At 61.9% G+C, this 25572-nt stretch carries 32 protein-coding genes; 22 read left to right on the top strand and 10 right to left on the bottom strand.

Features of this window, described 5'->3' with window-relative positions:
* Window positions 1-17 precede the first annotated feature (17 nt).
* From V5N13_RS12955 to V5N13_RS12945, 3 genes are read left to right on the top strand one after another with little or no spacing between them, the layout of a single operon-like run.
* Window positions 18-302 carry a DUF5789 family protein gene (locus tag V5N13_RS12955; RefSeq protein WP_336361100.1) on the top strand — a complete coding sequence of 95 codons (285 nt, stop codon included), beginning with the start codon at window positions 18-20 and terminating at the stop codon, window positions 300-302.
* 16 nt (window positions 303-318) lie between these two features.
* On the top strand, window positions 319-981 hold the full coding sequence (locus tag V5N13_RS12950; RefSeq protein ID WP_442905100.1) for a CPBP family intramembrane glutamic endopeptidase: 663 nt from the start codon (window positions 319-321) through the stop codon (window positions 979-981).
* A gap of 38 nt (window positions 982-1019) precedes the next feature.
* Window positions 1020-1469 (top strand): DUF302 domain-containing protein, encoded by a 450-nt coding sequence (locus V5N13_RS12945; protein ID WP_336361098.1) that lies wholly within the window; start codon window positions 1020-1022, stop codon window positions 1467-1469.
* Here the strand turns inward: V5N13_RS12945 and nreA are convergent, their stop codons facing one another.
* On the bottom strand, window positions 1470-2732 hold the full coding sequence (nreA, locus tag V5N13_RS12940; protein ID WP_336361097.1) for a DNA repair protein NreA: 1263 nt from the start codon (window positions 2730-2732) through the stop codon (window positions 1470-1472).
* A 170-nt stretch (window positions 2733-2902) separates the two neighbouring features.
* Window positions 2903-3868, bottom strand: coding sequence for a transcription initiation factor IIB (locus tag V5N13_RS12935; RefSeq protein ID WP_332898340.1), 966 nt, complete (start codon window positions 3866-3868; stop codon window positions 2903-2905).
* A gap of 180 nt (window positions 3869-4048) precedes the next feature.
* Here V5N13_RS12935 and rnhA point away from each other — a divergent pair, with 180 nt between their 5' ends.
* Window positions 4049-4642: a ribonuclease HI gene (rnhA, locus tag V5N13_RS12930; protein WP_336361096.1), complete on the top strand. Its 594-nt coding sequence runs from the start codon at window positions 4049-4051 to the stop codon at window positions 4640-4642.
* Window positions 4635-5186 (top strand): DUF7108 family protein, encoded by a 552-nt coding sequence (locus V5N13_RS12925; protein ID WP_336361095.1) that lies wholly within the window; start codon window positions 4635-4637, stop codon window positions 5184-5186. Before rnhA ends, V5N13_RS12925 begins: the two co-directional genes overlap by 8 nt.
* Here the strand turns inward: V5N13_RS12925 and V5N13_RS12920 are convergent.
* A complete protein-coding gene (locus V5N13_RS12920) occupies window positions 5181-5540 on the bottom strand; it encodes a PadR family transcriptional regulator (protein ID WP_332898337.1) in 360 nt (119 codons plus the stop codon). The genes V5N13_RS12925 and V5N13_RS12920 overlap by 6 nt on opposite strands.
* A gap of 188 nt (window positions 5541-5728) precedes the next feature.
* On the opposite strand from V5N13_RS12920, the gene V5N13_RS12915 reads away from it, so the two are divergent.
* Both V5N13_RS12915 and V5N13_RS12910 read left to right on the top strand, forming a co-directional pair.
* The gene (locus V5N13_RS12915) at window positions 5729-6262 is read left to right on the top strand and encodes an inorganic diphosphatase (RefSeq protein WP_332898336.1); all 534 of its coding nucleotides are present in this window, start codon (window positions 5729-5731) and stop codon (window positions 6260-6262) included.
* A gap of 202 nt (window positions 6263-6464) precedes the next feature.
* Window positions 6465-7808: an alkaline phosphatase family protein gene (locus V5N13_RS12910; protein ID WP_332898335.1), complete on the top strand. Its 1344-nt coding sequence runs from the start codon at window positions 6465-6467 to the stop codon at window positions 7806-7808.
* Here V5N13_RS12910 and V5N13_RS12905 read toward each other — a convergent pair.
* Window positions 7805-8884, bottom strand: a complete 1080-nt coding sequence (locus V5N13_RS12905; protein ID WP_336361094.1) for a tubulin/FtsZ family protein — start codon at window positions 8882-8884, stop codon at window positions 7805-7807. The genes V5N13_RS12910 and V5N13_RS12905 overlap by 4 nt on opposite strands.
* Before the next feature lie 74 nt (window positions 8885-8958).
* Between V5N13_RS12905 and V5N13_RS12900 the strand changes: the two genes are divergently transcribed.
* From V5N13_RS12900 to V5N13_RS12870, 7 genes are all read left to right on the top strand, one after another.
* Entirely contained in the window at window positions 8959-9321 is a 363-nt protein-coding gene (locus V5N13_RS12900; RefSeq protein WP_336361093.1) for a DUF7310 family coiled-coil domain-containing protein, read from the top strand.
* Window positions 9318-9545, top strand: a complete 228-nt coding sequence (locus tag V5N13_RS12895) for a DUF7311 family protein (RefSeq protein ID WP_336361092.1) — start codon at window positions 9318-9320, stop codon at window positions 9543-9545. The genes V5N13_RS12900 and V5N13_RS12895 overlap by 4 nt, the downstream gene beginning before the upstream one ends.
* A complete protein-coding gene (locus V5N13_RS12890) occupies window positions 9546-9719 on the top strand; it encodes a DUF7286 family protein (protein WP_336361091.1) in 174 nt (57 codons plus the stop codon). It begins immediately after the preceding gene.
* Window positions 9694-10182 (top strand): DUF5791 family protein, encoded by a 489-nt coding sequence (locus tag V5N13_RS12885; RefSeq protein ID WP_336361090.1) that lies wholly within the window; start codon window positions 9694-9696, stop codon window positions 10180-10182. Before V5N13_RS12890 ends, V5N13_RS12885 begins: the two co-directional genes overlap by 26 nt.
* Window positions 10182-11075 (top strand): NAD(P)H-binding protein, encoded by an 894-nt coding sequence (locus V5N13_RS12880; RefSeq protein ID WP_336361089.1) that lies wholly within the window; start codon window positions 10182-10184, stop codon window positions 11073-11075. The genes V5N13_RS12885 and V5N13_RS12880 overlap by 1 nt, the downstream gene beginning before the upstream one ends.
* 73 nt (window positions 11076-11148) lie before the next feature.
* Window positions 11149-12324, top strand: a complete 1176-nt coding sequence (locus V5N13_RS12875) for a DHH family phosphoesterase (RefSeq protein ID WP_336361088.1) — start codon at window positions 11149-11151, stop codon at window positions 12322-12324.
* Between the two features lie 36 nt (window positions 12325-12360).
* Window positions 12361-13449 carry an aldo/keto reductase gene (locus tag V5N13_RS12870; protein WP_336361087.1) on the top strand — a complete coding sequence of 363 codons (1089 nt, stop codon included), beginning with the start codon at window positions 12361-12363 and terminating at the stop codon, window positions 13447-13449.
* Here V5N13_RS12870 and V5N13_RS12865 read toward each other — a convergent pair whose 3' ends face one another.
* Window positions 13450-13620 (bottom strand): HVO_0758 family zinc finger protein, encoded by a 171-nt coding sequence (locus tag V5N13_RS12865; RefSeq protein ID WP_336361086.1) that lies wholly within the window; start codon window positions 13618-13620, stop codon window positions 13450-13452. It abuts the gene before it with no gap.
* 82 nt (window positions 13621-13702) lie between these two features.
* Here V5N13_RS12865 and V5N13_RS12860 point away from each other — a divergent pair, with 82 nt between their 5' ends.
* Window positions 13703-14881 carry an MFS transporter gene (locus V5N13_RS12860; protein WP_336361085.1) on the top strand — a complete coding sequence of 393 codons (1179 nt, stop codon included), beginning with the start codon at window positions 13703-13705 and terminating at the stop codon, window positions 14879-14881.
* A 22-nt stretch (window positions 14882-14903) separates the two neighbouring features.
* On the opposite strand, the gene V5N13_RS12855 is transcribed toward V5N13_RS12860, so the two are convergent.
* Window positions 14904-15287, bottom strand: coding sequence for a hypothetical protein (locus V5N13_RS12855; protein WP_336361084.1), 384 nt, complete (start codon window positions 15285-15287; stop codon window positions 14904-14906).
* 98 nt (window positions 15288-15385) lie between these two features.
* On the opposite strand from V5N13_RS12855, the gene V5N13_RS12850 reads away from it, so the two are divergent.
* From V5N13_RS12850 to V5N13_RS12840, 3 genes are read left to right on the top strand one after another with little or no spacing between them, the layout of a single operon-like run.
* Window positions 15386-16486, top strand: coding sequence for a glycosyl transferase family 2 (locus tag V5N13_RS12850; protein ID WP_336361083.1), 1101 nt, complete (start codon window positions 15386-15388; stop codon window positions 16484-16486).
* A 26-nt stretch (window positions 16487-16512) separates the two neighbouring features.
* Complete coding sequence (locus V5N13_RS12845) at window positions 16513-16974, top strand: DUF7109 family protein (RefSeq protein WP_332898317.1); 462 nt, start codon at window positions 16513-16515, stop codon at window positions 16972-16974.
* A gap of 25 nt (window positions 16975-16999) precedes the next feature.
* A complete protein-coding gene (locus tag V5N13_RS12840; RefSeq protein ID WP_336361082.1) occupies window positions 17000-17599 on the top strand; it encodes an NUDIX hydrolase in 600 nt (199 codons plus the stop codon).
* Window positions 17600-17603: 4 nt separating this feature from the next.
* Here the strand turns inward: V5N13_RS12840 and V5N13_RS12835 are convergent, their stop codons facing one another.
* Window positions 17604-18413 (bottom strand): alpha/beta fold hydrolase, encoded by an 810-nt coding sequence (locus tag V5N13_RS12835; protein ID WP_336361081.1) that lies wholly within the window; start codon window positions 18411-18413, stop codon window positions 17604-17606.
* Window positions 18414-18613: 200 nt separating this feature from the next.
* Here V5N13_RS12835 and V5N13_RS12830 point away from each other — a divergent pair, with 200 nt between their 5' ends.
* Both V5N13_RS12830 and V5N13_RS12825 read left to right on the top strand, forming a co-directional pair.
* On the top strand, window positions 18614-19396 hold the full coding sequence (locus V5N13_RS12830) for a DUF7388 family protein (RefSeq protein WP_336361080.1): 783 nt from the start codon (window positions 18614-18616) through the stop codon (window positions 19394-19396).
* A 31-nt stretch (window positions 19397-19427) separates the two neighbouring features.
* Complete coding sequence (locus tag V5N13_RS12825; RefSeq protein ID WP_336361079.1) at window positions 19428-20540, top strand: NAD(P)/FAD-dependent oxidoreductase; 1113 nt, start codon at window positions 19428-19430, stop codon at window positions 20538-20540.
* Here V5N13_RS12825 and V5N13_RS12820 read toward each other — a convergent pair whose 3' ends face one another.
* Both V5N13_RS12820 and V5N13_RS12815 read right to left on the bottom strand, forming a co-directional pair.
* On the bottom strand, window positions 20541-21008 hold the full coding sequence (locus V5N13_RS12820) for an Hsp20/alpha crystallin family protein (RefSeq protein WP_336361078.1): 468 nt from the start codon (window positions 21006-21008) through the stop codon (window positions 20541-20543).
* Complete coding sequence (locus V5N13_RS12815; protein ID WP_332898311.1) at window positions 21005-21163, bottom strand: DUF7559 family protein; 159 nt, start codon at window positions 21161-21163, stop codon at window positions 21005-21007. Before V5N13_RS12815 ends, V5N13_RS12820 begins: the two co-directional genes overlap by 4 nt.
* 79 nt (window positions 21164-21242) lie before the next feature.
* On the opposite strand from V5N13_RS12815, the gene V5N13_RS12810 reads away from it, so the two are divergent.
* A complete protein-coding gene (locus V5N13_RS12810; RefSeq protein WP_336361077.1) occupies window positions 21243-22964 on the top strand; it encodes a radical SAM protein in 1722 nt (573 codons plus the stop codon).
* Between the two features lie 80 nt (window positions 22965-23044).
* Window positions 23045-24865, top strand: a complete 1821-nt coding sequence (locus V5N13_RS12805; protein ID WP_332898309.1) for a flippase-like domain-containing protein — start codon at window positions 23045-23047, stop codon at window positions 24863-24865.
* Here the strand turns inward: V5N13_RS12805 and yjjX are convergent.
* Window positions 24862-25371: an inosine/xanthosine triphosphatase gene (gene yjjX, locus V5N13_RS12800; protein ID WP_336361076.1), complete on the bottom strand. Its 510-nt coding sequence runs from the start codon at window positions 25369-25371 to the stop codon at window positions 24862-24864. The genes V5N13_RS12805 and yjjX overlap by 4 nt on opposite strands.
* Between the last annotated feature and the right edge of the window lie 201 nt (window positions 25372-25572).

Below are 25572 nucleotides of genomic sequence, written 5' to 3'. Positions count from 1 at the left end.
CGGGCAAACGTCGTCTCATGGCAGACGAAGCGGAAGAAGAAGCCGCGCCCGCAGTCGAGCTTGGCGAGGGCGAGTCCGTCGAGGGCATTCCACTCGCACGAGTCGCCTCCCGACTGACGTGGGGCATGGAGCACAGTGAACTCAAACGCCGCGAGGGAGACACCGTCATCCGAACGCCGGATGGCCCACAGGCACTCGGTGACGTCCTCGATAGCATCGACACACCATACTTCGAAACGCGTCAAGAGTTCGTAGATGACGTGCGAACGGCCATCGGCACTGGCCCGGTTCCAACTGAATAAGGTGTCCACAGAGGCGTTGCGTCAGCGACTCCCCTCGCTGTCCTGGGTGCAAGTTGCCCTTCTCTGGGGAGCCATCCTCACCATTATCTGGATGGAGTGGGAGATTACCGGCCTCGAACAGCGTGTCTTCCACGACACGGTCGTGTACATCCTTGGCCCCGCTATTCTCGCGGTGTTCTACGGTCGGCACCTCGGTTGGCGCGTCGACCGCCTCGCGGTCAAAAACACCGTCCTCCTCGCGCTGTTCGTGCTGCCGTTTTACATCGTCGGCTCCTCGCTCCCCTCGGTCAGAGCCTACTACCCAATGTGGGAAACGGGCGCGGCGCTCAATCAGTACCTCCCCCACGCACTCAAGCAGTTCGTGGTCGTGGTCGCCGCGGAGACCTACTTCAGAGGTCTGCTGTGCGTCGGTATCCGCGAAATCGGCTTCAAGAGCGTGTTCGTCAGCCCGATAATCTACACCTTCCAGCACTTAGGCAAGCCACCCATCGAAATCATCCTCTCCGGGCCAACGGACGTGCTGTTCGGGGCAGTTGATTACAAGAGCGACTCCATTCTCCCCTCGATTGTCGCCCACGGTGCGGGCCTCGCACTGCTCGATTGGCTCGTGCTCCACGAGCCGCTGTTGCCGCCCGAGCAAGTGCTCGCGTGGCTGCGCTGGCTGCCGCTTCCCCTCTAGCGGGAAGTCTTTTTGCTGACCCACCCGTTCTCCCGGCTATGAGCCTGCCGTTCGACCCCGCACACCTCGATGCAGAAGACATCGGCGAGGAAACCGCCATCCTCCACATGGAACACGAAGCCGCCATCGAGCACGTCCGTGAGGCGTTTACGGACGCCGGCTTCGGCGTCGCCACCGAGTTCTCACCCTCTGCGCTGTTGAACGAGAAGGTCGATGCAGGCCGCGACCCGTACTACGTGCTCGGTGCGTGCAACCCGAAGATGGCCGACTGGGCGCTCTCTGCGAGTGAGAACAAGATTGGCGCGCTGTTCCCGTGCAACGTCGTCATCTGGGAAGAAGAGCCGGGCGTCCAGCAAGTGTATCACATCAGCATCATGCGCGCAGCGCGCCTGCTCGGGATGGCTCCGGACAACGAAGAGTGGGACGAACTCGTTGGCGAAACCGGGAAGCTCGTCGAGAAAGCGTTCGCGAACCTCGACAGCGAATAATCAAGAGAAGTCGGTAAGGTTCGCCTGAATCCCCGACACCATCGACGATTTTCTGCGCAGGTCGTTGAGCGAGACTGGCAAGAGCGGCGCGACCTGCCGGACGGCATCGTGGAACGTCTCTGCCTCGCCGTGGTCGCCGTCGAAGGCGTTGCGCACGCTCTCTCTGACCTGCCAGACGCCCACTGGCCCCCAGTAGTCGTCTGAGACGTGCCGGAGGACGAGGCATTTTGCCTGTCTACCGATGGACTCTAAGTATTCGAGGACGCCGAGTCGGGAGGCGTAGTAGGCTCCCGACGTCTCATCGACGTAGGCGGTGCGGCCTTCGTAGCCCTCCGAATCGGCCCCCATCCAGAGTGCACCACCGGGGTCGGGGTTCCAGATGCTCCCCGGCGCTTTCATCTCGACCAACTCGTACTCCCAGTTGCCCGGCGCGAGGACGACCCAGAACTGGTTGCCCATATACTCGTTCGTCCAGACCTGCACCGTGTCGATGCTCGGCGCGTTGCGGATTCTCCCTCTAAGATACTGGCCGAGCGTGTCGTCAACCGCCGTAATCGACCAGCGCGTCGGGACGAGCTTTCTGCTCTCTGTTTGGCCGAGTGCGCCCGCAGAGAGAATTTTGTTGATGTCGTACACGTCGAAGCCCCGCCGGTAGAGATAGTTCATCGCGCCCTGTGCCTGCCAGTCGTCGTCTTCGAGCGTCTTCTGCACCGGACGCGGAATGTAGGGGTTCTCTGCGAGGTCGGCCGACCGCGCGCGAGCACGGGGACCAGTCGGCGTCGAAATTTCGTCGACGTTCGGCTGGAAATCGAGCGCAGAGGCGTTGTCGAGGCCAATCTCCACGTCCACGGGTCGGCCCGCGATGGCGACCTCTCGCTGGACGCCGACGAAGCCGTCCCACACGTCGTTTACGTCCACGGCTGCAGAGCGCGTCGAGTTGAGCAGGCCGGTGCGACGCTGGAACACGTCGTCAATGCTCAAGCCTTGACGATACCACTCGCCGCTCGTCGCAAAATCCGCGGCGTTCGAATCGGGGTCCATCGGTGAGAGGAGGCCCGTCGAGACGCGCGGGTAGTTAGACCGGCCGACGAAGATGGAGGGTGCGGTGCTCCCGAACAGCGAATCGCCTTGGAGGACGTTCTGGAAGGACTGCTTCGCGGTGTCCATGTAGTCGAGAATTTCGTAGGACTTCTCGGCCGCGAGACGCCGTCGCTCTGCGTCCGGGTCGGGTTCAAGTCCGTCGATAAATTCGTCGAGCCGCATTCACCGATAGCGAGGGGTGGAACAGCCTTGAATGTTCGTTCGTGGCGAGCAGGCGACACGCGACCACCCACGAGACGACGTGTCGCACAACCGCGGCCCGTCTCGTGGCTCACACAGCGGAGATGCCACTGGCTGGGCACGGTTTCGGTGATAAAAGTACGGATGTGGGCTTAGTTGTGAATGCCCATCGCTTCGATCTGTTCTTGATAGCGGTTCCGGATGGTGACCTCGGTGACCTGCGCGACATCTGCGACTTCGCGCTGGGTCTTCTTCTCGTTGCAGAGCAGTGAGGCCGCGTAGATAGCAGCAGCCGCGTAGCCGGTTGGTGATTTCCCAGAGAGGAGGCCTTTCTCGGCCGTCGTCTCGATAATCTCGTTGGCTTTCGACTGGACTTCTTCGGAGAGGTTGAGTTCAGAACAGAATCGAGGGACGTACTTTTTGGGGTCTACCGGTCGCATTTCGAGACCAAGTTCCTGTGAGATGTAGCGGTAGGTACGTCCAATCTCTTTGCGTTCGACACGCGAGACTTCAGAGATCTCCTCTAAGCTACGCGGGATGCCTTCCTTGCGGCAGGCGGCGTAGAGTGCAGAGGTGGCGACGCCCTCGATGGAGCGCCCCCGGATGAGGTCTTCTTTGAGTGCGCGTCGGTAGATAACACTCGCAACTTCGCGGACAGACCGTGGCACACCGAGCGCGGAGGCCATGCGGTCGATTTCAGAAAGTGCGAACTGCAGATTGCGCTCGCCTGCGTCCTTCGTACGAATGCGCTCCTGCCATTTGCGGAGCCGGTGCATCTGACTGCGTTTCTTTGAGGAAATAGAGCGACCGTAGGCGTCTTTGTCCTTCCAGTCAATCGTAGTGGTAAGGCCCTTGTCGTGCATCGTCTGCGTCGTCGGTGCACCCACACGCGACTTCTGCTGACGTTCCTGGTGGTTAAATGCTCGCCACTCCGGGCCTGGGTCGATGTTCTCCTCCTCGACGACTAAACCACAGTCGTCACAAACAATCTCCCCCCGGTCTGTACTTTTGACAAGATTATCAGACTCACATTCTGGACAAGTGCGAACCCCCTCTCGCTCCTCCCCCGTTGATTCCTCCTCGAGCGTGCGCTCCCGTGTTCGGGTGGACCGTGTCATCGCATTTTTATAGTAGTAACACCGACGTACTTAAACCCTTGGTATGAGTTTTGTGGTCCGTCAGAGGACAAGTATTGAATCTGACATTGTGGAATCGCATGACAGCGGCCGCGTTAGACAGTCCGCCCGGGGCGACAAACCGGAAATCGTATATTAGAGTATCAGTGACTTCACGTTCAGATGCCAGTCATTGAGTGCGACGTCGCCGAGGCGCGAAACCGCTTGGAAGCGGCGGGGATTTCCGTGCAACCAGGCAACACAGACCACGAGCAGTGGCGCGCTTCCTACGAAGGAGCGACCGCTGTGGCCTACGCCGAAAAGGTCGTCATACAGGGCAAAAACACCGCGCGACTGACTGGCTTGCTCTCCGGCAACGGCGGGCGCGCGCACCTCTATTTCGACGGCGCGAGTCGCGGCAACCCCGGCCCGGCATCGGTTGGCTGGGTCATCGTCACCGGCGACGGCATCGTCGCCGAAGGGTCAGAGCGCATCGGGGATACGACGAACAATCGCGCCGAGTACGAAGCGCTCATCAAAGTCCTCGAAGTGGCGAGAGACTACGGCTTCGACGAGGTACAGATTCGTGGCGACTCCCAACTCGTCGTCAAACAGGTGCGCGGCGAGTGGAACGCGAACGACCCCGGCATGCGCGAACGGCGCGTGAAGGTACACGAGCTGCTCTCCGCGTTCGACGACTGGTCGCTCTCGCACGTTCCGCGAGAGATAAACGAGCGCGCTGATAACCTCGCAAACGAGGCTCTCGACAATGCCTGAAGTCCCTGACGACGTAATCACAGAGGCAGAGCGACTGACCAGACTCGCGTTGAACGCGGTCGACGACGGCGAGGCCGACGCCTACCGCGACCGGCGAGACGCGCTCGTCGCGGAGTACGACTTCGTCGCCCGGGTGCGCGAAGAGGGTGTTCGCCACACGCTCGTGCTCTATCCCGCCGAGTGGGTCGAAGACGGCGAAGTACAGTTCGACCGCATCCACGATACCACTCGCGCAGTCGAGCGCGTCATCGACGGTCCCGGCGTCGAAAACGAGTGGGAGAACGTCGAAGCCCACAACCAGGCGCTCGTCGGTCAGGTCGAAGCCGAGTTCGGTGACGACCACGCCGCGAACGCCCGGATATTCGCGGATTTCATGGGCAACCACTACGTTCGGCCGATGGACTCTGCGACGAGAGACGAAGTCGAAGAGTTCCTCTCAGAGTATTACCAGCGCAATGCCTGGCCAACGGAGTCACAAAAAACGATTGTGCAGGCGAGTTTGTCGCGAGTGTTCGAACTCGCAGGCAAACCGTCGCCGCTATAACTGCGCGTTGATGATGTCGCGGACCGTGTCAGCGCGGTCGTCTTCGTTCACGAACTTTGCGAGAATCCACTCGAGCTTGTCCACGACGGCACCTTCGCCATCGCTCGTAAGCGCGTACTGATTGGTGCGCTTGTCGAGTTCGCTCTTTTCGACGAGTCCCATCTCTACGAGGTCGTCGAGGTTTGGATACAGCCGTCCGTGATTCACTTCCGAGCCGTAGTACGACTCAAGTTCTCGCTTGATTGCGAGCCCGTACATCGGTTGCTCGCTCAAAATGACGAGAATGTTCTGTTGGAACGCCGTTAGGTTCCGAACCATGCCCAGTTCGTCCGATACTGCTTGTGCCTCTGACATGCTTGAATATATGTCATCAATCCATTTAACACTTCTCAACCATCCAGCGGTTTTCGGGTGCAATTGCGGATTTTGTTGCCGAGGGAACCCGCCTGTCAGTTCGCGCATGTATGTGGCACCGTTCGAGAATATTCAGGCCACAAGCAGGCCGAAAGGACTTTTGGGACGCCTGCCAGAGACGCAGGTGCATGGCGAATCTCTGGGAAGATCTGCAGACAGGGCCGAACTCGCCCGAAGTGATCAACGTCGTCGTCGAATGCCTGAAAGGTGAACGCAACAAGTACGAGTACGACAAGGACATCCCCGGCGTCGTCCTCGACCGCGTGCTTCACTCGAACGTCCACTATCCGAGCGACTACGGGTTCATCCCCCGCTCGTACTACGACGACGAAGACCCATTCGACGCGCTCGTCCTCGTAGAGGACGCGACGTTCCCCGGGTGCATCATCGAAGCGCGTCCCGTCGCCCTCATGAAGATGGACGACGACGGTGAGCAAGACGACAAGGTCATCGCGGTGCCAAACGAAGACCCGCGCTTCGACCACATCGAAGACTTAGAGGACATTCCGAACCAGCTGCGCGAGGAGATTGACGAGTTCTTCTCGACCTACAAGAACTTAGAAAAGGGCAAGGAAGTCACGACCCAAGGCTGGGAGGACAAGCAGGCGGCGTACGACGCCATCGAACACGCCCGCGACCTCTACGAACAGCACTTCGGATAATCGTTTTTCGGGGGCTTTCACCGCCCACCACTTCATCGCACCGCGCCGTGAGCCGACGGGCTGGTTCCCGCAACGTTGCTCGCGCGAACAGACACCTCCGTCAGCAGAGAGAAATGACCCCTCGTTTGCCGCCATCACTGAGTCCACCCGATTTTCGCGGTCGAAACGAAACTTCATGTGCCCCACGGCGGAAAGGGTGTGTATGGGTCTGTTCGACCGGCTACGTGGCGACGATACCCCTCGCGTCGCTTTCTTCGGTATCGACGGGGTGCCGTACAGCCTACTCTCAGAACACGAGGATGAATTTCCGAATCTCGCCGCGCTCGCGGCCGACGGTGCAGCCGGTGCGATAGACAGCATCGTCCCACCCGAATCGAGCGCGTGTTGGCCATCGCTCACGACGGGGAAGAACCCCGGCGAGACCGGTGTGTACGGCTTCCAAGACCGCGAAGTCGGGTCCTACGACACGTACGTTCCGATGGGTCGTGACGTGCAAGCAGAGCGCCTCTGGGACCGCGTGACCTCCGAAGGACGAAACGCGACGGTGATGAACGTCCCCGTCACGTTCCCCCCGCAGCGCAACGTCCAGCGCATGGTCTCTGGGTTCCTCTCGCCGGGTCTCGATAAGGCGACCTATCCAGAAGACCTCGAAGGGCCGCTCTCGGAGATGGGCTATCGTATCGACGTAAACGCCAAACTCGGCCACGACGACGACAAAACCGCGTTTATCGAAGACGCCCACAAGACGCTCGACGGGCGCTTTAACGCGTTCAAACACTTCGTCGAGAAGGACGACTGGGACCTGTTTTTCGGCGTGTTCATGACGACCGACCGGGTCAACCACTTCCTGTTCAAAGACTACGAACACGACGGCGAGTACAAAGAGGAGTTCATCGAGTTCTACCGAAAGGTCGACCGCTACCTCGGCGAACTGCGGGACGCCCTCGCAGACGACGTGACGATGGTCGTCGCAAGCGACCACGGCTTCACGACGCTCAACTACGAAGTCCACTGTAACGCCTGGCTCCACGAGCAGGGCTGGCTCGACTACGAGTCAGACGACCATTCGGGTCTCGGCGACATTTCTGGAGACAGCAAGGCCTACTCGCTCATCCCCGGCCGTTTCTACATCAACCTAGAAGGCCGCGAACCGCGTGGAAGCGTCCCGAAAGAGGAGTACGAAGCCGTCCGCGAGGAACTGAAGACGAAGCTCGAAGAACTCGAAGGCCCCGACGGCAAGAAGGTGGCTGAGCGCGTCGTCAAAAAGGAAGAAGCCTTCCGCGGTAACCACGAGGACATCGCGCCCGACCTCGTCGTGATTCCGAACCACGGCTACGACCTCAAATCCGGCTTCAAGCCACACGGCGACGTGTTCGACGTGGGGCCACGAAACGGGATGCACAGCTTCGACAACGCCTCGCTCTATATCGACGACGAAAACGCGACCATCCGCGATGCAGACTTATTCGACATCACACCAACCATCCTCGACCTGATGGATATCGAGTTCGCCCGCGACGCCTACGACGGCGCGAGCCTGCTCTAAAAGAGGTCGTCTAACTCGTCGCTTTTGAACGCGGCCGCCGGGTCAGCCCGCTTTTGTGGGCGCGACTCGTGGGCCGTTTTCGCGCGTTCCATGAACTCGGCCAGCCGCGGCGAGCGTTCGACACCGCTCACGAGGACGAGCGCGGCGATTCGGTCGCTCTCAAGCGGGAAGTCGCCTCCGCGCACCTGCATGCTTCCCGTTTCGTCTTCGAGCCAGCGGCGCGCTTTCTCGACGCCTTTGCGCGAGAGGCGGTCTGGTTTCCCGGCAATCACGAGCAGCGCCGCCTCTGCCTCGATGGCGTTCGGGAGACTCGACCCCGTGAGCAGCGCATTGCGTGCAACGCTCGTGATGACGGTCAGATTCTCGCTCGCGTCCGGACTGGCTTCCGCGCTCGCGTAGCCAAGTGCCGCAATGCCGCCGCCACGAAGCGTGTTGATGACCTCGCTCGAATCCACGACACTCTCGCCAACCCCTTCCGTGGCCTCACCCGCCGCGAGAAGGAGGCCCACGCGCTGGGCGATGTTCTCGTTGATTTTCGAGAAGCCTTCCTCGACACTCTCACCCGTTGCGTGCCACGCGTCGTTGTCGATGAGCAACACGGCATCTGCCTCGCGGGCGACTGTCTTGAGCGAGCGACCAGCGTTCGCCTGATAGAGTGAGCCTTCGCTGCGGCCGGGAAGCACGCCGAGAACGTAGACGGGAATGTCGTAGATACGCTTCAGATGGCGAGCCAGCACCGGCGCACCGCCACTGCCTGTCCCGCCGCCGAGTCCAGCGACGATGAACAGTGCCTCTGCTTCTGAGGTGATGCATCCGTCAAGAGCGTCCATCACTTCTGGGGCGTCTTCGTCCATGATTTTCGCGCCCATCTCGTTGTCGCCGCCCACACCGTGGCCCTTCACTCGCTCTTGGCCGATAAGAATCGTGTCGAGCGTAAGCGATTGGAGATCTGCGCGGGCCGAGTTGACCGCGAGTGCGCCTTGGATGGCGTTGAATCCCATCTTGGCATCGAACTCGGCCATTCGCTGTGTGAGTTTCCCCCCAGCCTGACCAACCCCGATGAGAACAGCTTTCATACCTACTGGTCAATGTCGAAACTATTCAACGTTGTCCCGATCATTCAAACCGGATGGCGGAACCAGCGTGAGCCATGACCGAGATAGACGCTCTCGAAGAGCGACTTAGCGCCGTTGAGCGCACACTGACGGACACAGACCAGCTCGTTTCCGACCTCGAACATGTCGCGGCACTCACCCAACGAATCGACGCCGTCACAGACCGACTCGACGCCGCGGTACAGGCGGTTCGCGGCTACGTTGGCCAACAGAAGGCGGTGAATGACGACGTCGAACAGCGCGCAGACGCCGCGCTCGCCGCAGTTGACCGCCTCGAACGAACCCTCGATTCGACCCAGCCCGAACCCGAACCGCGCCAGTCGCTCGACTCGTTCGAGCCAGCAGAGGACACCGGCGAGGAGGTCACTGGACTGCTCGAACGGTTCAGAGCGCGGTGATACTCCGCGTCGTGCTCGCGTTGCTGTTGGCGACTGCGCTCGTCGCCGTGAGCCTGCCCGCAATCGAGCGTGCGAGCGTCGAATCGACCGAGACGCAACTGCGCGCGACGATGAGCCAATTTCAGACGGCCATCGAAACGCTTCCAGAGCGAACGGACCCAGTCTCGCCGGAGCGTGCGCTCACCAACCAGACACTCACGCTCAGGCCGCGACGCTCGATGTAGATGGCGATGGGGGAAAAAGAACGGTTCGGGCGCGCACCGCGCGTGTCGTTTTCGGTCGAAACCGCAGTCGCGGTGGTCGTGCCACCCGGCGGGACGGGCGTTGGGGACATCGACGGGAACGCAGACGAACGCTCTGCAGGCTGGGGAGATGGCACGCAGTCGCACGGCAAGTGACAACCACTTGTACCCGGAGGGCATACCGGGGAGCATGTTGTACGACGTGAGCGACGAAGCGGGCGACCTGTCGCCCACCGAGCTTCGCGCCCTCTACGAGACGGAGTTGCGCGAAACGATTTCCGCGGTGGGCATCGAAACGGTCGCAACCAAGAGCGACGTGGACGTAGAAATCATCGAAGAACTCGCAGGCGGCGACTCCCCGGCGCTGACGCTCGAAGACGCTGCCTCGATTCTCGCCTGTGACGACGACCTTCCCGACAAACGCACCATTCTGGTCGAAGTCCGTGACCACCTGCTGATGGGGATGACGATGGCGATTCTCGACGTCGAAGCCATCGAATCGGGGCTGAACAACCACCTCGACGCCCGCGACATCCAGCAGAAAATCGAAGGGCGTGCGCCGATGACGCTCACCGAATTCGCGTCGCTCCATCAGTTCATCGAAAGCCGCAAACGCTGATGCGCGTCGCAATTCTCGGCTGTGGCTACGTCGGCCTCGAACTCGGCCGCCAGCTTTCGACCGACCACGAAGTCGTCGGTGTCCGCCGGTCTGCTGCGGGATTGGCCGCCATCGAGGCTGCTGGCTTCGACGCAGTTCGGGCAGACCTGACCGACCCCGACTCACTGGCGGCGGTTCCAGACGTCGATGCGCTCGTCTTTGCGGCGAGTTCCGGTGGCCGTGGCCCGGACGCCGCCCGTCGAATCTTCGTGGACGGTCTCCACGGCGCACTCGAACACTTTGGCGAGCGCGAAACCGTCCCCGACCGCCTCCTGTATACCTCCAGTACTGGCGTGTACGGCGACCACGACGGCGCGTGGGTGGACGAGCAGACAGAAATCGACCCGACCACCGAGAAGACGCGCGTCCTCGCAGAAGCCGAGGATGTGGCGCTTTCTGCGGCCGACACAGTCGGCATCGACGGCACCGTCGCACGCTTTGCGGGACTGTACGGCCCGAACAGATACCGCCTCGACCGCTACCTCACGGGGCCAGTCACGGAGGGCTATCTCAACATGGTGCACCGAGACGATGCGGCCGGTGCGCTTCGCTATTTCCTCGAAACCGACTGCGCACGCGGCGAGGTGGTACTGGTCGCAGATGACGAACCCGCCCCGAAGTGGGAGTTTGCCGACTGGCTCGCCACGGCGTGTGGCGTCCCAGAACCGCCAAAGCAGACGAAAGCCGAGCGGCTCGCAGACGAGACGCTTTCTGCGGCCGCAAAACGCCGAATTCTGACGAGCAAACGGTGTTCAAACGAGTACCTGCGCTCGCTCGGCTACGAGCTTGCGTATCCGACCTACCGCGAGGGCTACCGGGGGACGATCGACGCGTACCGCGACGCAGGCACGTAATATGTCAACAACTTTCGGTTGGGTTTCGTGATTGAGGGTAACATACTTACCAATCGGCGTAGAGCGAATTGATATGTCGAAACAGGCCGTCGTAGGAGGAGATTTCGGTCAGTTGACCGATACTGCTTCGGCCTTTATCGAGCAAAATCCGCTCGTCCTCGTCGTGGTTGCGCTTGTGGTGCTCCTCATTCTCGTGGTGGTGTTCAGAAACGGCCCACCTCGGCTTCTACGACCCAAAGGTGCACGCTTTGTAAAGCAGCTACAGAAGTACGACGAGGTGTCGGTGTTGATGCACCCTAACCCCGACCCGGACGCGATGGCCTGTGCGGCCGCGGTTGCCTTTCTCGCCGACAGTGTGGATACAAACGCGACGTTGCAGTATCCGGGGAAGATTCGCCACCAGGAAAATCGGGCGTTCGAGACGGTGCTCGACCTCGAACTCCAGAACATCGACAACGCGAGCGAACTCGCCTCGAAGAACGTCGTCCTCGTAGACCACAACGTCGCACGCGGGTTCGACGGCGCGTCGGGAATCACTCCGTTTGCGGTCATCGACCACCATCCCGGAACGGGCACGGGAACGCAGTTTACCGACTGTCGAACCGACTACGGCGCGTGTGCGACGATTCTCGCAGAGTACATAGACCAGTTGGGCTACGAGCCACATCGGGAGGATGATACGGTCGAAACGCCGCTTCCCCGCGAACTGGCGACGGGGTTACTGTACGGTATTCAATCGGACACAAAACACCTGACAAAAGGCTGTTCTGCAGCGGAGTTTCGGGCGTGTAGCTACCTCTTTGCAGGCGTCGACGAGGATGCCCTCGACCGCATCGCCAATCCGCAGGTCGAAGGTGAGGTGCTCAAAATCAAGGCCCGTGCGATTACGAAGTGCGACGTGAACCCGCCGTTCGCCGTGAGCGACGTGGGCGACGTGGAAATCGTCGATGCGATTCCCCAAGCCGCAGACGAACTCGTGCGCCTCGAAGGCGTGACCGCCGTCGTCGTCCTCGGTTCGCAAAACGGGACGATTCACCTCTCGGGGCGCTCGCGCGACGACCGCGTCCACATGGGCAAAACCCTCCAAGAAGTCGTCGACAACATCCCGATGTCGAGTGCGGGCGGCCACGCGCGAATGGGTGGCGGCCAACTCTCGCTTGAGCACATGGAGGGCATCGGGCCGCGAAAAGGCCTCAACCGCTCGGAACTCGTAGACCGCCTGTTCGACGGGATGGCGGGCGAACTCTAACTCCCCGCTTTTATTCCTCGCGCCGTAAGGCACTGTATGGCCACACAGGACGGCACGTGGCGCTACCGTAACCGCTACTTTGAGCGGTACGGCCGCGCGTACTTTCGACGCTTTGGCGACCAGACGGTCACGAGCATCGGCCTCGGTACCTATCTTGGAGAGCCAACCGACGCGGTGGACGAGGCGTATCACGACGCCATCGTCACCGCGCTCGAATCGGGCTGTAACGTCGTCGACACCGCCATCAACTACCGGAATCAACGCTCGGAGAGAATGGTCGGGAAGGCGCTCGAAGCCGCCGATGTCGAACGCGACGAAATCCTGCTTTCAACCAAGGGCGGGTTCGTGACGTTCGACGGCGACCGACCCGAGAATCCGGGGGCGTACATCAAGTCCGAGTACGTCGATTCTGGGCTGGTTTCCCGCGACGAGTTGGCTCACGGCAGCCACTGTATCTCTCCTGACTTTATCGACGACCAACTCGACCGCTCGCTCTCGAATCTCGACCTCGATACCATCGATCTCTACTACGTCCACAACCCCGAGACGCAACTCGACGTGCGCTCACCCGAGGACGTATACGACCAACTTGAAGCCACGTTCACCCGACTCGAAGAGCGGGCAGCGGCGGGCGACATCAACCACTACGGCGTGGCGACGTGGGATGCCTTCCGCGTGCCGAAAGAACATGAGCATTATCTTTCGATTGTCGAAGTCGTTTCCCGAGCACGGAAAGCCGCGCGTGCGGCGGGTAACACCGCGACGCACTTTCGCGCGATTCAACTGCCGTTCAACGTTCGGATGGCGGATGCGTTCACCGAAGAAAGCCACGACGGCCCGGACGGTCCCCAGAGCGCGCTCTGGTTTGCGCGCGAGGCTGGCCTCAACGTGTTCACGAGTGCGAGCCTTCTGCAGGGAAAACTGGCGACGGGCCTCCCCGAGGCGGTGGCCGCCCAACTGCCCGGCGAGACGACGGCCCAGCGCGCGCTCAACTTTGCGAGAAGCGCGCCGGGTGTGACGTGCTCGCTCGTCGGGATGTCCTCGCCCGTCCACGTCGAAGAGAATTTGAAAGCCGGTGAGGGAGACGCGATGGGTGCCCGAGCGTTCGACGCGATTTTCGAGTGATTAGCGCAGTTCTCGCCACTCGGTTCCGCAGTCCGGACACGCTCGAACCGAGCCGATTTCGTCCGGGTCGTTGCGGGTTTTGAGCGTTTTTTTACACTCCGCGCAGGTGAGTCGTTCGTAGGTGTCTTTGGTGATTGCGCCCGACCGAAGGCCCTTGCGGGTGGATTCCATACCACCGGCCTACGAAGCCATCGGGGAAAAATACCGGGGTCAGTTCGCAACCTTTGAGGGGGGCGCTCGCGAAAATCCGAGTGTGTCACGCCGCCAGCTCTTCGGGTCGCTTTGTGCGATGGTGTTTCTCGTCAACTTGGGGCGAGTGCTGTTTGCCCCCCTCTTAGAGCCACTCATCGTCGATTTCAACACAACGCGGACGACGATGGGGCTGGTGGCCACCCTCGCGTGGATGGGCAGCGCAGTCCCCCGGATTCCGACGGGTTACCTCCTTACGCGGGTCCGCCGTCATCGAGTCATCCTCTTCACGGGACTCATCCTGACCGTGGCCTCGCTGTTCACCTCGCTCGCCACCTCCGTCCAGATGTTGATGGTCGGCTCGTTCTCGATGGGGCTTGCGAGCGGGGCGTACTTCATGGCCGCAAACCCGCTCGTGAGCGAGCTGTATCCACAGCGCCTCGGGCGGGCAATCGGGATTCACGGCATGTCGAGCCAGCTTGCGGCGGTTCTCGCACCCCTACTGGTGACCGCCGTCTTGTTCCTCGATACGTGGCGGGCGGTGTTCCAACTCGTCGCCGTCGTCGCGCTGCTCGCGACCGGCGTGCTCTATCTCGTTGCGCGTCGGACGGACATCCCGGACAGCGGGGCGTCAGACCGCGACCTGCTCGCCGCGGTTCGCCACCAGTGGCCGGTTATACTCGCTGGCATCGCCTTCATCGGCGCGACCTCGTTCGTCTGGAACGGGCTGTTCAACTGGTATCCGTCCTATCTGACCGCAAAAGGGCTGACTCCCGAAACGTCGAGAACCATGCTGTCGGTCGTGTTCGCCGCGGGCGTCCCCGCCTTCTTCATCGGCGGCCGCTTCGCAGACCGCTTCGATACCGTCCGACTCCTGTTCGCCATCATCGGCGCGTTCTCTGTGAGTCTCGTGGCGCTCACGCTCACTTCCGGGCTCGTCCCGCTCATCGCCGTGAGCGTGGTTCTCGGATTCTTCATCCACAGCATCTTCCCCACCGTGGACACCTACATGCTCACCTCGCTGCCGGACAAACACAAAGGGAGCGCCTACGCCGTGTTCAGCGGGACGATGATGCCGTTGCAATCGACGGGTTCGTACGTGGTCGGCAGCCTCACGGACATCGGGTACAGCTATTCGCGGGTGTACCAGTTTTTCGCCCTCTGTCTCGTTGGCTTCATGGTCGTGCTCTTCGTGCTCAACCGGACGGGACGGATTCCACGGCGCGGCGAGGTTCAAAACTAACCCGGGCCAACCTGCTTCGCAGTTAGTCCTGCCAGTACGTCGATGACTCAATGCCCCCATTTTCTTGGATTGTGAAGGAAGAATACGAGGTTCCATCCGTTTCTAACGGGAGCGAGAACGCCTCTCTTGCCATTCGTTCGTCAGCTACGGTGACTGTTATTTTGTAGTCACCCTTGGCAGAGAGCGTTGTCACGTTCCACGTCGCCCCCGGCTCAACCGTCTCTCGGGCACGAACGAGTTCGCCATTCTTTGCAATCTGGACGCTAACAGCGTGATCCGAGTCGTCGTGATTGTCGATGACCACCTTATGTTCCACCGAGGCACCCCAGAATCCGCCGGAGAAAACCACGAGCAACACGAGAAGCGACATTATTCCGAGTATCGCCACCCGATGGGACCGCTTCATGTGTCTGAATGCGACACCACACACCTAAGTTTTGTGACGAGTATACTCGTGCACAGAGATAGCGCCGCTTTTTGCGACCCGGAACCTATCAGCCGCCAATGGAGTACGTCCAAGAGCGCGTCACGACGCTCCACGACCTCACTGGCTACGTCCCCGACGCCCCGACCGACCGGGCCGCCGTCGTGGTGCCGATGACCGAACGCGAGTACGCCGGACTGGCCCCAGAGCGCGTGCTCTCGACGCTCGAAGCCGTATCCCCGGCCCGCGTGGTCGTCCCCCTTCGCGCCAGCGCAGACCACGTTGAGGACTTTCGAGACTGGTTCGACGCCTTCGAGCTCGACGTAGACCTGCTCTGGTGTAACGGCCCGGAACTGAAATCGCTCCTCGCGGACGCTGGCGTCTCGGGGGCGATGGGCAAGGGTAGAGACGTGTGGCTCGCGCTCGGCCTCGCGGCGAGCGAGGAGTTCGTCGTCGTCCACGACGCCGACGCGAAAACCTACTCGCGGGCGCACGTCCCACGCCTGCTCTCGCCGCTCGCAGGCGAGTTTGAGTTCACGAAGGGTTACTACGCGCGCGTCGAGAACAACCAGCTCTACGGGCGGCTGGCCCGGCTGTTCGTCGCTCCACTCATCCGGGCGCTCGCAGACGAACACGACGCGCCCGTTCTCGACTATCTGGCGGCGTTTCGCTACCCACTCGCGGGTGAGTTCGCGGTCACCTCGAAGCTCGCGCGCCACCTCCGACCCCAGCGTCAGTGGGGACTCGAACTCTCGACGCTCGGTGACGCCTTCGGTGCGGTTGGCTTCACCGGCTCCGCGCAGGTCGATTTGGGCAGACACGAACACGACCACCGCGCGGTGTCCGGGCCGACCGGCCTCTCTGAGATGAGCCACGGCGTCGGGCAGGCGCTCTTGCAGGTGCTCGCAGACCACGACGTGACGCCCGCCTACGAGAGTCTGCCGAGTCGCTACGAAGAAGTGGCCTACGAGTTCATCCGCCAGTACGCCGCAGACGCCGCGTTCAACGGCCTCAACTACGACCGCGAGGCAGAGCGCGAGCAGGTGGCCGTATACGCCGATGCCATCGACCCACTCAGGGAGGATACGCGCCTGCCGTCGTGGGACGAGAGTCCGCTCTCACCCGACGAGGTGTGGGAGGCAGCACAAGCTGACCTCGCACACGCGAGGGATGAAGATTAAGCACGGGTGGCCAATATGTGCAGACAATGGAGTTGACTCACGACGAACTCGCGGGGGTAGTTTCGCTCTTTTCTGCGCTCACGCGCGAGGAACTCACCACCGCACTCTCGGAACTCGCCTACCGAAACGGCGAGGAAGGCGACGTTCCAGTCGAGGAAATCGACGCGGCCATAGAGCGTTATTTTCTGGTCGAGTTCGAGCGCGAAGGCACGACGTATCTCACGCCCGGGCCGGTTGCGTTTCCCGAACTCCCCGAGGGCGGCGAAGACCTCCCGCACATCCTCTCGGTCGAGAAGCGCGAGGTAGACCGCGAGGCGATTATCACGCCGCTCGAAGCCCAGTTTCGAAAGGACGCCGCAGCCGCGGTGGACGACGGCGATGACGAGCGCATCCACCACCTCCTCGACGTGAGCTACGACTTAGAGGCGTGGGGACCGGTTGAATTGGGCGACGAACGCGACCTGCTCGACGCGGCCCGGGCGAATTAAGCCGCTCCATCGCATGACTTTGACTATGAATCTCGACCGGGTGGCTCGCTACTCGCCCACGGCAGTCACGGACGAGGAGCGAGAAGCGGGTGTGCTCGTCCCCATCCTCACCCGCGACGACGAACCACACCTGCTGTTTACGAAGCGCGCAGACCACCTTGGCGAGCACCCCGGTCAGATGGCGTTTCCCGGCGGCGGGCGCGAACCCGCAGACGATGACCTCGCCGCAACCGCGCTCAGAGAGGCGAACGAAGAGATTGGCTTAGACCCTACAACTGCGGACATCGTGGGCCAACTCGACGATATTCGGACGATCACGAGCTACGCTGTCCGCCCGTTCGTCGCCACGGTTCCAGACGCGACGTACACGCCCGATGAGCGCGAGGTCGCAGAAATCGTCGTGCTCAAACTGTCTGATCTCACGAACCTCGACAACTACGAATCAGAGCGCCGCTTGCATCCCCATTACGGCGACATCCGCCTGCACTTTTTCCACGTCGATGGCTACACCGTCTGGGGCGCAACCGGCCGCATCCTCGTGAATTTCCTCGAAATCGCAACCGACTGGGAGATGCCGCCGGAAGTTGATCGGGTGGTTGATCCGGATGCCGACCTTCCGTCCTGACTTTTCACGGCGTCTGCGGAAGTGACTCAGACTCACCAGCGAAGGCGAGCACCTCCGCTACGAAGCGGTCTGTCGCCGAATTTATTGCGACGTGGCCGTGGCCTTCGAAGGTGACGACACGACAGTTCGGGAGCACCTCGGCGAGCGCGGCAGTCGCCTCTTTGAGGAACGGCGCGCTCTCACTTCCAGTCAGCAGGAGCGTCGGTGTTTCGAGCGGTGCCAGTCGGTCGGCGTCGAACACGTACGCTGCCGGTGCGGCTTCCTCTCTGACCACAGTGTGGGCCGCACTGACGCGTGCTGGCCAGTTGGGTGCGGCGCGAAGCACGTCTACTTCGTCGAGTGACATACCGGCAACGTCAGTAAAGAACTGCACGAGTGCCTGTTCGTTTTCTTCGTTTTCGACGAGTGCGTGGAGTTCTGCGAGCGTCGCTGCCGGGGTGAGCTCTCCCGGCGTGCGCAAGAACGGCGGCTCGTACAGGATGAGTTTTCTGATGTTGTCAGTACGCAGTGCCGCTTCGAGCGAGCAGAGCGCGCCGTAGGAGTGCCCGAGCAACACCACGGGTTCGCTAATCGAATTGATGACGGCGACAATGTCCTCGAATTCGCGTTCGAGTGCGTACTCAGGAGAATCACCGCTTTCGCCGCGACCACGACGGTCTATCGCATAGACCGTGAACTGTTCTTCAAGCGCAGGGCGGATTGGTTCCCACCGCGTGTGGTCTGCGGTCGTCCCGTGGACGAGGACAAGTGGTGGCCCGTGTCCCGTTTTTTCGAAGGCAATCGTGGTTCCGTCTGCTGAGGTAACTGTGTCCATACGTCCACCCCTACCTGAGAAAACGCCGGCAACGAACGTCTCTTTTTCTCAGCGTTTCGAGAGCGTTCCAAGCATGCAATCGATAATTTCGCCACGAGCGATAGCCTTTTGCCGGGAACGGCGATAGAAGAGGTATGGTCGCACAGACGATGGATCGAGTTCCGGACTGGCGATAGTGTATTTTCCATGCGAGGTGTCCAATGCTAACTGGCGAGACGCGTCTCTCTGAGACCGGGCTGGACGCAGTTGCGCTCAAGCCCGCAGAGTGTGACGTGGGCCGAGCAGCAACTCTGGCAGTGGACGTCATCACAATCGACTACGAGGGGGCAGAACACCTCCCCGATGCCGAGGTGCTTGCCACGCTCACCGAGACCAAGGAAGTCAGGCTGACGACACCCGTTCGCGCAGACGGCTTTGACCCCCTTGGCGACGATTCGCGCTACGACGAGTTACCTGAGGGCATCAAACAGGTGCTCGTCGCCGGGCATTCTGCGTATCTCACCGACGCCGAGCGCAAACGACCCATTGCGCCTCGGTTGTCCGCCGCACTCGCTGCCGCGCCTGATTCGTGGGTCGGTACGGAGGGTATCGAACGAATCGCGCTCGCCACCGGCGGGACGCAGTTCGACCTGCTCTCGCGGACGACGCGCCGAGATACCCGCGCCCTCAGAGCGGCGGGCTACGACGGCGAACTCGCGGTGTACGCACCCACGGTTCTCACCGACGACGAGGACGCGATTCTCGACGCGGTCGGAGCCTATGCGTCCCGCAGACGCCCCGTCGCGCGGGCGCTCCCCGACGGCGCGGCCACCGATTCGTCGGCCACCGGGCGTGCACGGAAGGTGCTTCTCGCTGCGAGCAGAGACTACGCGCTCGTCGGGACGCCCCGAGGCGTCCGCGAACAAATCGACGCTCTGCGCGCGGTTGGCGTGGATACGGTCGTTGGCTATCCCGCCCGCGGTATCGACGAGTTCCTCCGCTGAAAACTAAGTCCCCCTCGCTCGTTTTTCCGGTATGACACTGCACGTCGCCGTCGTCGGTGGCGGAGCCGTTGGCGTGACCGCCGCCCACGACCTCGCCCGCGACGGTGCGGACGTAACGCTGTTCGAACGCGACGAGCTGGCGAGTGGGTCGAGCGGCCGGGCCGCGGGCGTCTGCTACTCGGCGTTTCCCCACGCCGTAGACGCCGAAAACGGCCGTCGCTCACTCGACCGGTTTCGTGCGCTCTCTGAGAGCCGCGACGACTTCGAGTTTACCGGGTGTCCCTACGTCTGGTTCGCTCACGAAGATGATACAGAACGGTGTGACGGCGTGCGCAAACAGGTCGCGCAGATGAACGCGGTCGGTGCGGACGTTTCGGTGGTCTCTCCCGACGCCCTCCGTACTGCGTTCCCCGCGCTCGAAACGGTTGGTATCGGCGTCGCCGCACGATGTGACGATGCGGGCTACACCGAGCCAGCGACGTACGTTCGGGCGATGGGGGCGAAAGCGCGAGAGGCTGGTGTTCGCATCGAAGAGGACACGCCGGTTCGGTTGAGGGAATCGGGAACGATTCTGACACCTGCGGTGACTCAGGAGTTCGACGCCGTGGTGCTCGCAACCGGGGTTCAAACGAAGCAGGTGCTCGCGGAGAGTGGCATCCAGATTCCGATGAAACCCTACCGCGTGCAGGCGCTCACTACCGAGCCGACGCAGGCGAGCGCCGAGATTCCGATGACCTACGACGCGACAGAAGGGTTCTACTTCCGACCGCGAAAGGGCGGTCTGCTGGTTGGTGATGGAACAGAGTTGTTCGAGCGCGACCCGGACGATTACCCGAAAGACGCCGACGACAGCTTTGTCGAGACAAATTGCTCCCGGGTCGAAAATCGGGTTGCGTTCGAGCCAACCGTCTCGCGTGCGTGGGCGGGGATGTGCGGCGCGACACCGGATTGCGACCCACTGGTTGGCGAACTTCGAGACGGGCTGTACGTCGCCTGTGGGTTCCAAGGCCATGGCTTCATGCGCGCGCCAGCAATCGGAGAACGGCTCGCAGAGCACGTGCTCGGCGGAGAAGGAATACAGGAATTCGACCCGGGGCGATTCCGCGGCGACGAGGAGTTCGAAATCGTCGAAGGGCTGAGCTGATTATTCTTCGTCGGCGTCGAGAGGTCCGTCGTCCATCTCGCCTTGCGTGGCGTCGATTTCGACCGTCTCGTCTGTTTCGACTTCGACGTTCGTCTCGCGTTCTTTCGGCACGCGAACTTCGAGCGTGCCGCTTTTCGTGAGCGTCGCGGTCGCTTCGTCGGTGTTTACCTCGGCCTCTGGTGGGAGGGTGACACTGCCGTCGAGCGAGAGGCCGCGGCCGGGAAACCGCATCTCGTAGCCGTCGTGGAAGTCACGAAAGCGGTCTACGCGGACGTGGATGGCGTTCTCTGCAAAGCGTACTTGGATGTCGCTCTGGGTCGCGCCGGGCGCGTCAAAGACGGCGAGATAGGCCTCGTCGCTTTCGAGGAGGTCTACGGGAAGCGGCTTTCGCTCTTGGACGCGCGAAGAGGCGCGGCCGACGTTCTCGACGATGACGTTGCCGATGGATTTGCCAAGTTCCTTTATCATACGGTGATTTCCTCCAGCGAATCGCCGTCTCCGCAGTACGGACAGATGAAGTCCGCGACGGTGACGCTCTCTGGCATGTCGTAGGTGTAGTGCAGCTCGAACATGTCGAGTTCGCAGGCGTCGTTGGTACAGGCTACTTCGACGGTCTTGGGCATGGGGGTGGATAGTGTATCCACGAGTATAAGCGCGAGGGCTTTCGCATCCGTTTTACCGCTCGACTGGCTAGGAGGCCCAATGACTGACCCCGCCGACCTGCAGGTTACCATCGTTGACGGCTACGTCGACGAACCGGCGCACTTCGGCGTGCCGCCGTACATCTCGACGTACCCTCGCTACACGGCGGGCGCGCTGGTAGACGCCGGGGTTCCGGAAGCCCAGATTACCTACCACACCATCGACGCCCTCCGCGACGAGATGATGAACTGGCAGGACGTGGAGGAAGCAGACCTGCTTATCTACGTCGGCGGGATGACTGTCCCCGGCAAGTACGTCGGTGGGACGCCCGCAGAACCCGACGAAGTGAAACGCCTCGCGTGGACCGCGACGGGCACGACGCTCATGGGCGGCCCCATCCGCTTCGGCGTCGGCGAACAGAACGAGGGCGGCAGCGACATGGAGCGCAAGGATTTAGACTACGACTTCGTCGCCAAAGGCGACATCGAGGCCGCAGCTCACGACCTCGTCGAAAGCGGTCTCGAAGGCTTTGGCGACCGGATGCGCTCGAACGAGGAAATCGACCGCTGGGCAGCAAACGGCGCGTTCGTCATCGAGAACCACCCGAACTACCCCGAGTACCTCATCTGCGAGATGGAGACCTCTCGGGGCTGTGCCTACCGGTGTTCGTTCTGTACCGAACCCCTCTACGGCAATCCCGCCTTCCGCTCGGCTGAGTCGGTCGTGAGCGAAGTCGAAGCGCTCTACAACCGCGGTGCGCGCCACTTCCGCCTCGGGCGACAGGCCGACATCCTCGCCTTTGGCGGCGACGGCGAGAAGCCGAACCCAGACGCCCTGCGCGACCTCTACGGCGGCATCCGCGAGGTAGCCCCCGACCTCGGGACGCTCCACCTCGACAACATGAACCCGATTACCGTCGTGAAGTGGCCCGAATTGTCGAGAGAGGGCATTCGGATTATCGCCAAACACAACACGCCCGGCGACACCGCGGCGTTCGGCCTCGAAAGCGCAGACCCCGTGGTCCAAGAAGAAAACAACCTGAACGTCACCGCAGAACAGTGTTTCGAGGCGGTGAAAGTCGTCAACGAAGAGGCGGGCTGGCGACCCGGCGAAGACCCGTCTGTCGCGCCCACCCACGGCGAGGACGCAGCAGCCCGGCTCCCAAAGCTGCTCCCCGGTATCAACCTGCTCCACGGCCTCAAAGGCGAGACGAAAGCAACCTACCAGCACAATCTGGACTTCCTCCGACGCGTCTACGACGAGGGGCTGATGGTTCGTCGGGTGAACATCCGCCAAGTCATGGCGTTTGCTGGAACCGAGATGTCCGAGACGGGTGCGGCCATCGCCAAAGACCACAAGAAGCTGTTCAAGAAGTACAAAACACAGGTGCGCGAGGAGATCGACAACCCGATGCTCAAACGGGTCGCGCCGCCGGGAACCATCCTCCCGAACGTTCACTTAGAGTACCACAAAGACGGCAAGACGTTCGGCCGCCAACTCGGGACGTATCCGCTGCTCGTCGCCGTACCGGGCGAACGCGAACTCGGGCAGTCGGTGGACATCGCGGTGACCGACCACGGCTATCGCTCGATTTCGGGCGTCTGCCACCCACTCGACGTCAACGAGGCGTCGATGGACGAGCTGATGGCGATTCCCGGGCTTGGCCGTCAGCGTGCTGGCGACATCATTGTCAATCGACCCTACACGGCGCCGGACGACCTGAAATCGCAGGTCGGCGCGGACGTTGGCCCCTTCATCGACACGCTTCTTCCCAACCAGTAAAACTACTCTGTGGGGCGACTGGTCTGGCCGCTGAACGCAGGCCAGAAGTGCTTTAGGAGTCGGTGGCCGAAATTCGGGTAATGAGCCAAGACGTTGAAGTGAGCGTTGTTCTCCCCGCCTACAACGAGGAGAAAACCATCGAGCACACGGTGAAAACCACGCTCGATACGCTCGCATCATTTCTTCCCCCCGGCTCGTTCGAAGTCATCGTCGCAGAGGACGGGTGTGACGACCGCACCCCAGAACTCGCAGACGAGATGGAAGCGGCCTACCCGGCGGTTCGCCACTTCCACTCAGACGAACGACTCGGCCGCGGCGGCGCGTTAGAACGGGCATTCGAGGCGTCCCACGGCAGTACGTTGGTGTACTTCGACACGGACCTGGCGACGGATATGCGGCATCTAGAAGAACTCGTAGAGAGCGTTCGCTCCGGCGAGTACGACATCGCAACCGGGTCGCGGTGGATGCCGGGCAAGGAGATAGACCGTCCCGCAAAGCGCGGGATTCCGAGCAAGGGCTTTAACGGCCTCACGCGGCTGTTCCTGCGCTCTGACCTGCTCGACCACCAGTGTGGGTTCAAAGCGTTCGACCGCGAGGCGCTGTTCTCGATTATGGACGACGTAGAGGACAACCACTGGTTCTGGGACACGGAAGTCCTCGTTCGCGCCCAGAAGAAGGGCTACCGCATCAAGGAGTTTGCCGTCGACTGGACGCCGATGGAGGACACGAAAGTCGACCTCGTCCGCGACGTGTTCGGGATGGGCAGTCAGATTCTGCGCGTCTGGTACGAGTTCTCCGTGAGCCCGAAAATCAACCGCACCACGACGCTCGCGGCGGGGACGGTGCTCACCCTTGTCGCGCTCGTCTTCATGACTCAGTACCTCGACTTCAGTCAGGTCATCACGGAGATGGAGGGCGCAGACCCCGTCCTCATCGGGGTGGCCGCGCTTGTCTACCTCGTCTCGTGGCCGCTTCGCGGGGCACGGTATAAGGATATCCTCGACAAACTCGGCTTCCGCGAGAAGACCGGCTTTCTCACCGGCGCAATCTTCATCAGCCAGACCGGGAACCTCGTGTTCCCTGCCCGCCTCGGTGACGGGGTGCGCGCCTACGTCGTGAAAACCCGGCGGAAAGTGCCGTACCCCTCCGGCTTCGCGTCGCTCGCCGTCGAACGGGTGTTCGACTTGCTCACCATCACGGTGCTCGCCGGGTCGGTGTTCATCCTACTCGCGCTCACCGGCTTCACGAGCGTCGAAGGGTTCGCTCAAGCCATCACGCAAATCAGTGGCGAACGGGGTAACAGCGGGAGATACGCCCTCTACCTCGCCGGGTTCGTCGGCGTGGCAGCCATCTCTGCGACGGCACTCATCGTCGCCTCCGCACGCACCGAGAGCAACTACGTCCGCTCGTTCATCACCCGCATCAGCAACGACTCGTATGCGGACTACGTGGCGGGCGTCTTAGAGCGGTTCGCCGGTGACGTACAGGTCGTCGCAAACGACAAGCGAGCGTTCGCCCGCGTGGGCGCGAGTAGCCTCCTCATTTGGACGCTCGACGTGCTCACCGCCGTCCTCGTGTTCGCCGCCTTCGGCGTCTCCTTGCCGTTCACGACGCTGCTCGCGGTTGGCTTCTTCGCCGTGAGCGTCGGGAACTTGGCGAAAGTGCTGCCGCTCTCACCCGGTGGCGTCGGCCTCTACGAAGGGGCGTTCTCGCTGCTCGTGGTCGCCCTGCTCCCCGTCTCGTGGGAACTCGCCCTTGGTGCGGCTATCGTCGACCACGCGGTGAAAAACGTCGTGACGGTCATCGGCGGCGTCGCATCGATGTTGCTGCTCAACGTCTCGCTCACGACGGCGGTCAAAGAGAGCCGCGACGTGCCAGACGTCGAGGCCGTCGATAACTAGTAAAGTTCAGTGACGAAGGGGCCAAGCGCCCCGGCCACGGCGTGGGTCAGTGCGTCTTCGCGGTCGACGACGCCCGCCGTGAGCGCGCCCGCAGCACCCTGTTTTTTCGCCACGTTGGTCATGTCGAGCACGTCGTCCATAACCGGGCCGAGTTCCTCGCCCGCCTCGATGCGTGTGGCGATAGAATCCGGCAACGCGAGACTCGGGCCTGCGCCTTTGCCCACAGTTTCACCGTCGGTGACGGCCGCCCACATCACGAGATACAGCTCGCCTTCGATGGGTGCCACGCCGCCTTCGATACCCACGCCGAGGTCGTATTCGCCCGTGGCAAGCACCGCACGCGCCCGATTTTCAGCGCCCGAGATGGTTTCGGTGAGACCGTAGGGCTGTTCGCTCACGCCCGAGTCGACCGAGACGGCGTCGACGGTCGTGGAGAGTACGTCGCCCACGGCGCGTTCGGTCGCCCTGACTTTGACTGGATTCTGACTGCCAACGCCCACTCGCATAGCAGGGCGGTGGCAGGCCGGGCACTTGGTGGTTCGTATCCGCGGCCCGACCATGACAATATATAACACTTGTGCTGATTTGGCCTGAAACGGCCATATTTTCTGGTTTCGACCGGGTTCGGTGAGGTAAACCAAAACGGTTATATAAGTTTCGTCCGAAGCCCGGGCCACGGACAGCCATCCGGGATTTCTCCAGATACG

The organism is Haladaptatus sp. ZSTT2, assembly GCF_037081775.1.
Lineage (GTDB): Archaea > Halobacteriota > Halobacteria > Halobacteriales > Halococcaceae > QDMS2.
The sequence above is the reverse complement of the archived record's forward strand: the minus strand, read 5'-3'. Positions and strand labels throughout refer to the sequence as shown.

Bases quoted from the DNA above. Each gene is read 5' to 3' on its own strand.
- nreA (WP_336361097.1), bottom strand. From the start codon at position 2,732: ATGCGGCTCGACGAATTTATCGACGGACTTGAACCCGACCCGGACGCA.
- V5N13_RS12830 (WP_336361080.1), top strand. From the start codon at position 18,614: ATGCTAACTGGCGAGACGCGTCTCTCTGAGACCGGGCTGGACGCAGTT.
- V5N13_RS12945 (WP_336361098.1), top strand. From the start codon at position 1,020: ATGAGCCTGCCGTTCGACCCCGCACACCTCGATGCAGAAGACATCGGC.
- V5N13_RS12925 (WP_336361095.1), top strand. From the start codon at position 4,635: ATGCCTGAAGTCCCTGACGACGTAATCACAGAGGCAGAGCGACTGACC.
- V5N13_RS12835 (WP_336361081.1), bottom strand. From the start codon at position 18,413: ATGGACACAGTTACCTCAGCAGACGGAACCACGATTGCCTTCGAAAAA.
- V5N13_RS12885 (WP_336361090.1), top strand. From the start codon at position 9,694: ATGGCACGCAGTCGCACGGCAAGTGACAACCACTTGTACCCGGAGGGC.
- V5N13_RS12850 (WP_336361083.1), top strand. From the start codon at position 15,386: ATGGAGTACGTCCAAGAGCGCGTCACGACGCTCCACGACCTCACTGGC.
- V5N13_RS12900 (WP_336361093.1), top strand. From the start codon at position 8,959: ATGACCGAGATAGACGCTCTCGAAGAGCGACTTAGCGCCGTTGAGCGC.
- V5N13_RS12870 (WP_336361087.1), top strand. From the start codon at position 12,361: ATGGCCACACAGGACGGCACGTGGCGCTACCGTAACCGCTACTTTGAG.
- V5N13_RS12915 (WP_332898336.1), top strand. From the start codon at position 5,729: ATGGCGAATCTCTGGGAAGATCTGCAGACAGGGCCGAACTCGCCCGAA.
- V5N13_RS12825 (WP_336361079.1), top strand. From the start codon at position 19,428: ATGACACTGCACGTCGCCGTCGTCGGTGGCGGAGCCGTTGGCGTGACC.
- V5N13_RS12840 (WP_336361082.1), top strand. From the start codon at position 17,000: ATGAATCTCGACCGGGTGGCTCGCTACTCGCCCACGGCAGTCACGGAC.
- V5N13_RS12905 (WP_336361094.1), bottom strand. From the start codon at position 8,884: ATGAAAGCTGTTCTCATCGGGGTTGGTCAGGCTGGGGGGAAACTCACA.
- V5N13_RS12935 (WP_332898340.1), bottom strand. From the start codon at position 3,868: ATGACACGGTCCACCCGAACACGGGAGCGCACGCTCGAGGAGGAATCA.
- V5N13_RS12875 (WP_336361088.1), top strand. From the start codon at position 11,149: ATGTCGAAACAGGCCGTCGTAGGAGGAGATTTCGGTCAGTTGACCGAT.
- V5N13_RS12805 (WP_332898309.1), top strand. From the start codon at position 23,045: ATGAGCCAAGACGTTGAAGTGAGCGTTGTTCTCCCCGCCTACAACGAG.
- V5N13_RS12855 (WP_336361084.1), bottom strand. From the start codon at position 15,287: ATGAAGCGGTCCCATCGGGTGGCGATACTCGGAATAATGTCGCTTCTC.
- V5N13_RS12890 (WP_336361091.1), top strand. From the start codon at position 9,546: ATGGCGATGGGGGAAAAAGAACGGTTCGGGCGCGCACCGCGCGTGTCG.
- V5N13_RS12815 (WP_332898311.1), bottom strand. From the start codon at position 21,163: ATGCCCAAGACCGTCGAAGTAGCCTGTACCAACGACGCCTGCGAACTC.
- V5N13_RS12865 (WP_336361086.1), bottom strand. From the start codon at position 13,620: ATGGAATCCACCCGCAAGGGCCTTCGGTCGGGCGCAATCACCAAAGAC.
- rnhA (WP_336361096.1), top strand. From the start codon at position 4,049: ATGCCAGTCATTGAGTGCGACGTCGCCGAGGCGCGAAACCGCTTGGAA.
- V5N13_RS12955 (WP_336361100.1), top strand. From the start codon at position 18: ATGGCAGACGAAGCGGAAGAAGAAGCCGCGCCCGCAGTCGAGCTTGGC.
- V5N13_RS12920 (WP_332898337.1), bottom strand. From the start codon at position 5,540: ATGTCAGAGGCACAAGCAGTATCGGACGAACTGGGCATGGTTCGGAAC.
- V5N13_RS12880 (WP_336361089.1), top strand. From the start codon at position 10,182: ATGCGCGTCGCAATTCTCGGCTGTGGCTACGTCGGCCTCGAACTCGGC.
- yjjX (WP_336361076.1), bottom strand. From the start codon at position 25,371: ATGCGAGTGGGCGTTGGCAGTCAGAATCCAGTCAAAGTCAGGGCGACC.
- V5N13_RS12845 (WP_332898317.1), top strand. From the start codon at position 16,513: ATGGAGTTGACTCACGACGAACTCGCGGGGGTAGTTTCGCTCTTTTCT.
- V5N13_RS12810 (WP_336361077.1), top strand. From the start codon at position 21,243: ATGACTGACCCCGCCGACCTGCAGGTTACCATCGTTGACGGCTACGTC.
- V5N13_RS12820 (WP_336361078.1), bottom strand. From the start codon at position 21,008: ATGATAAAGGAACTTGGCAAATCCATCGGCAACGTCATCGTCGAGAAC.
- V5N13_RS12910 (WP_332898335.1), top strand. From the start codon at position 6,465: ATGGGTCTGTTCGACCGGCTACGTGGCGACGATACCCCTCGCGTCGCT.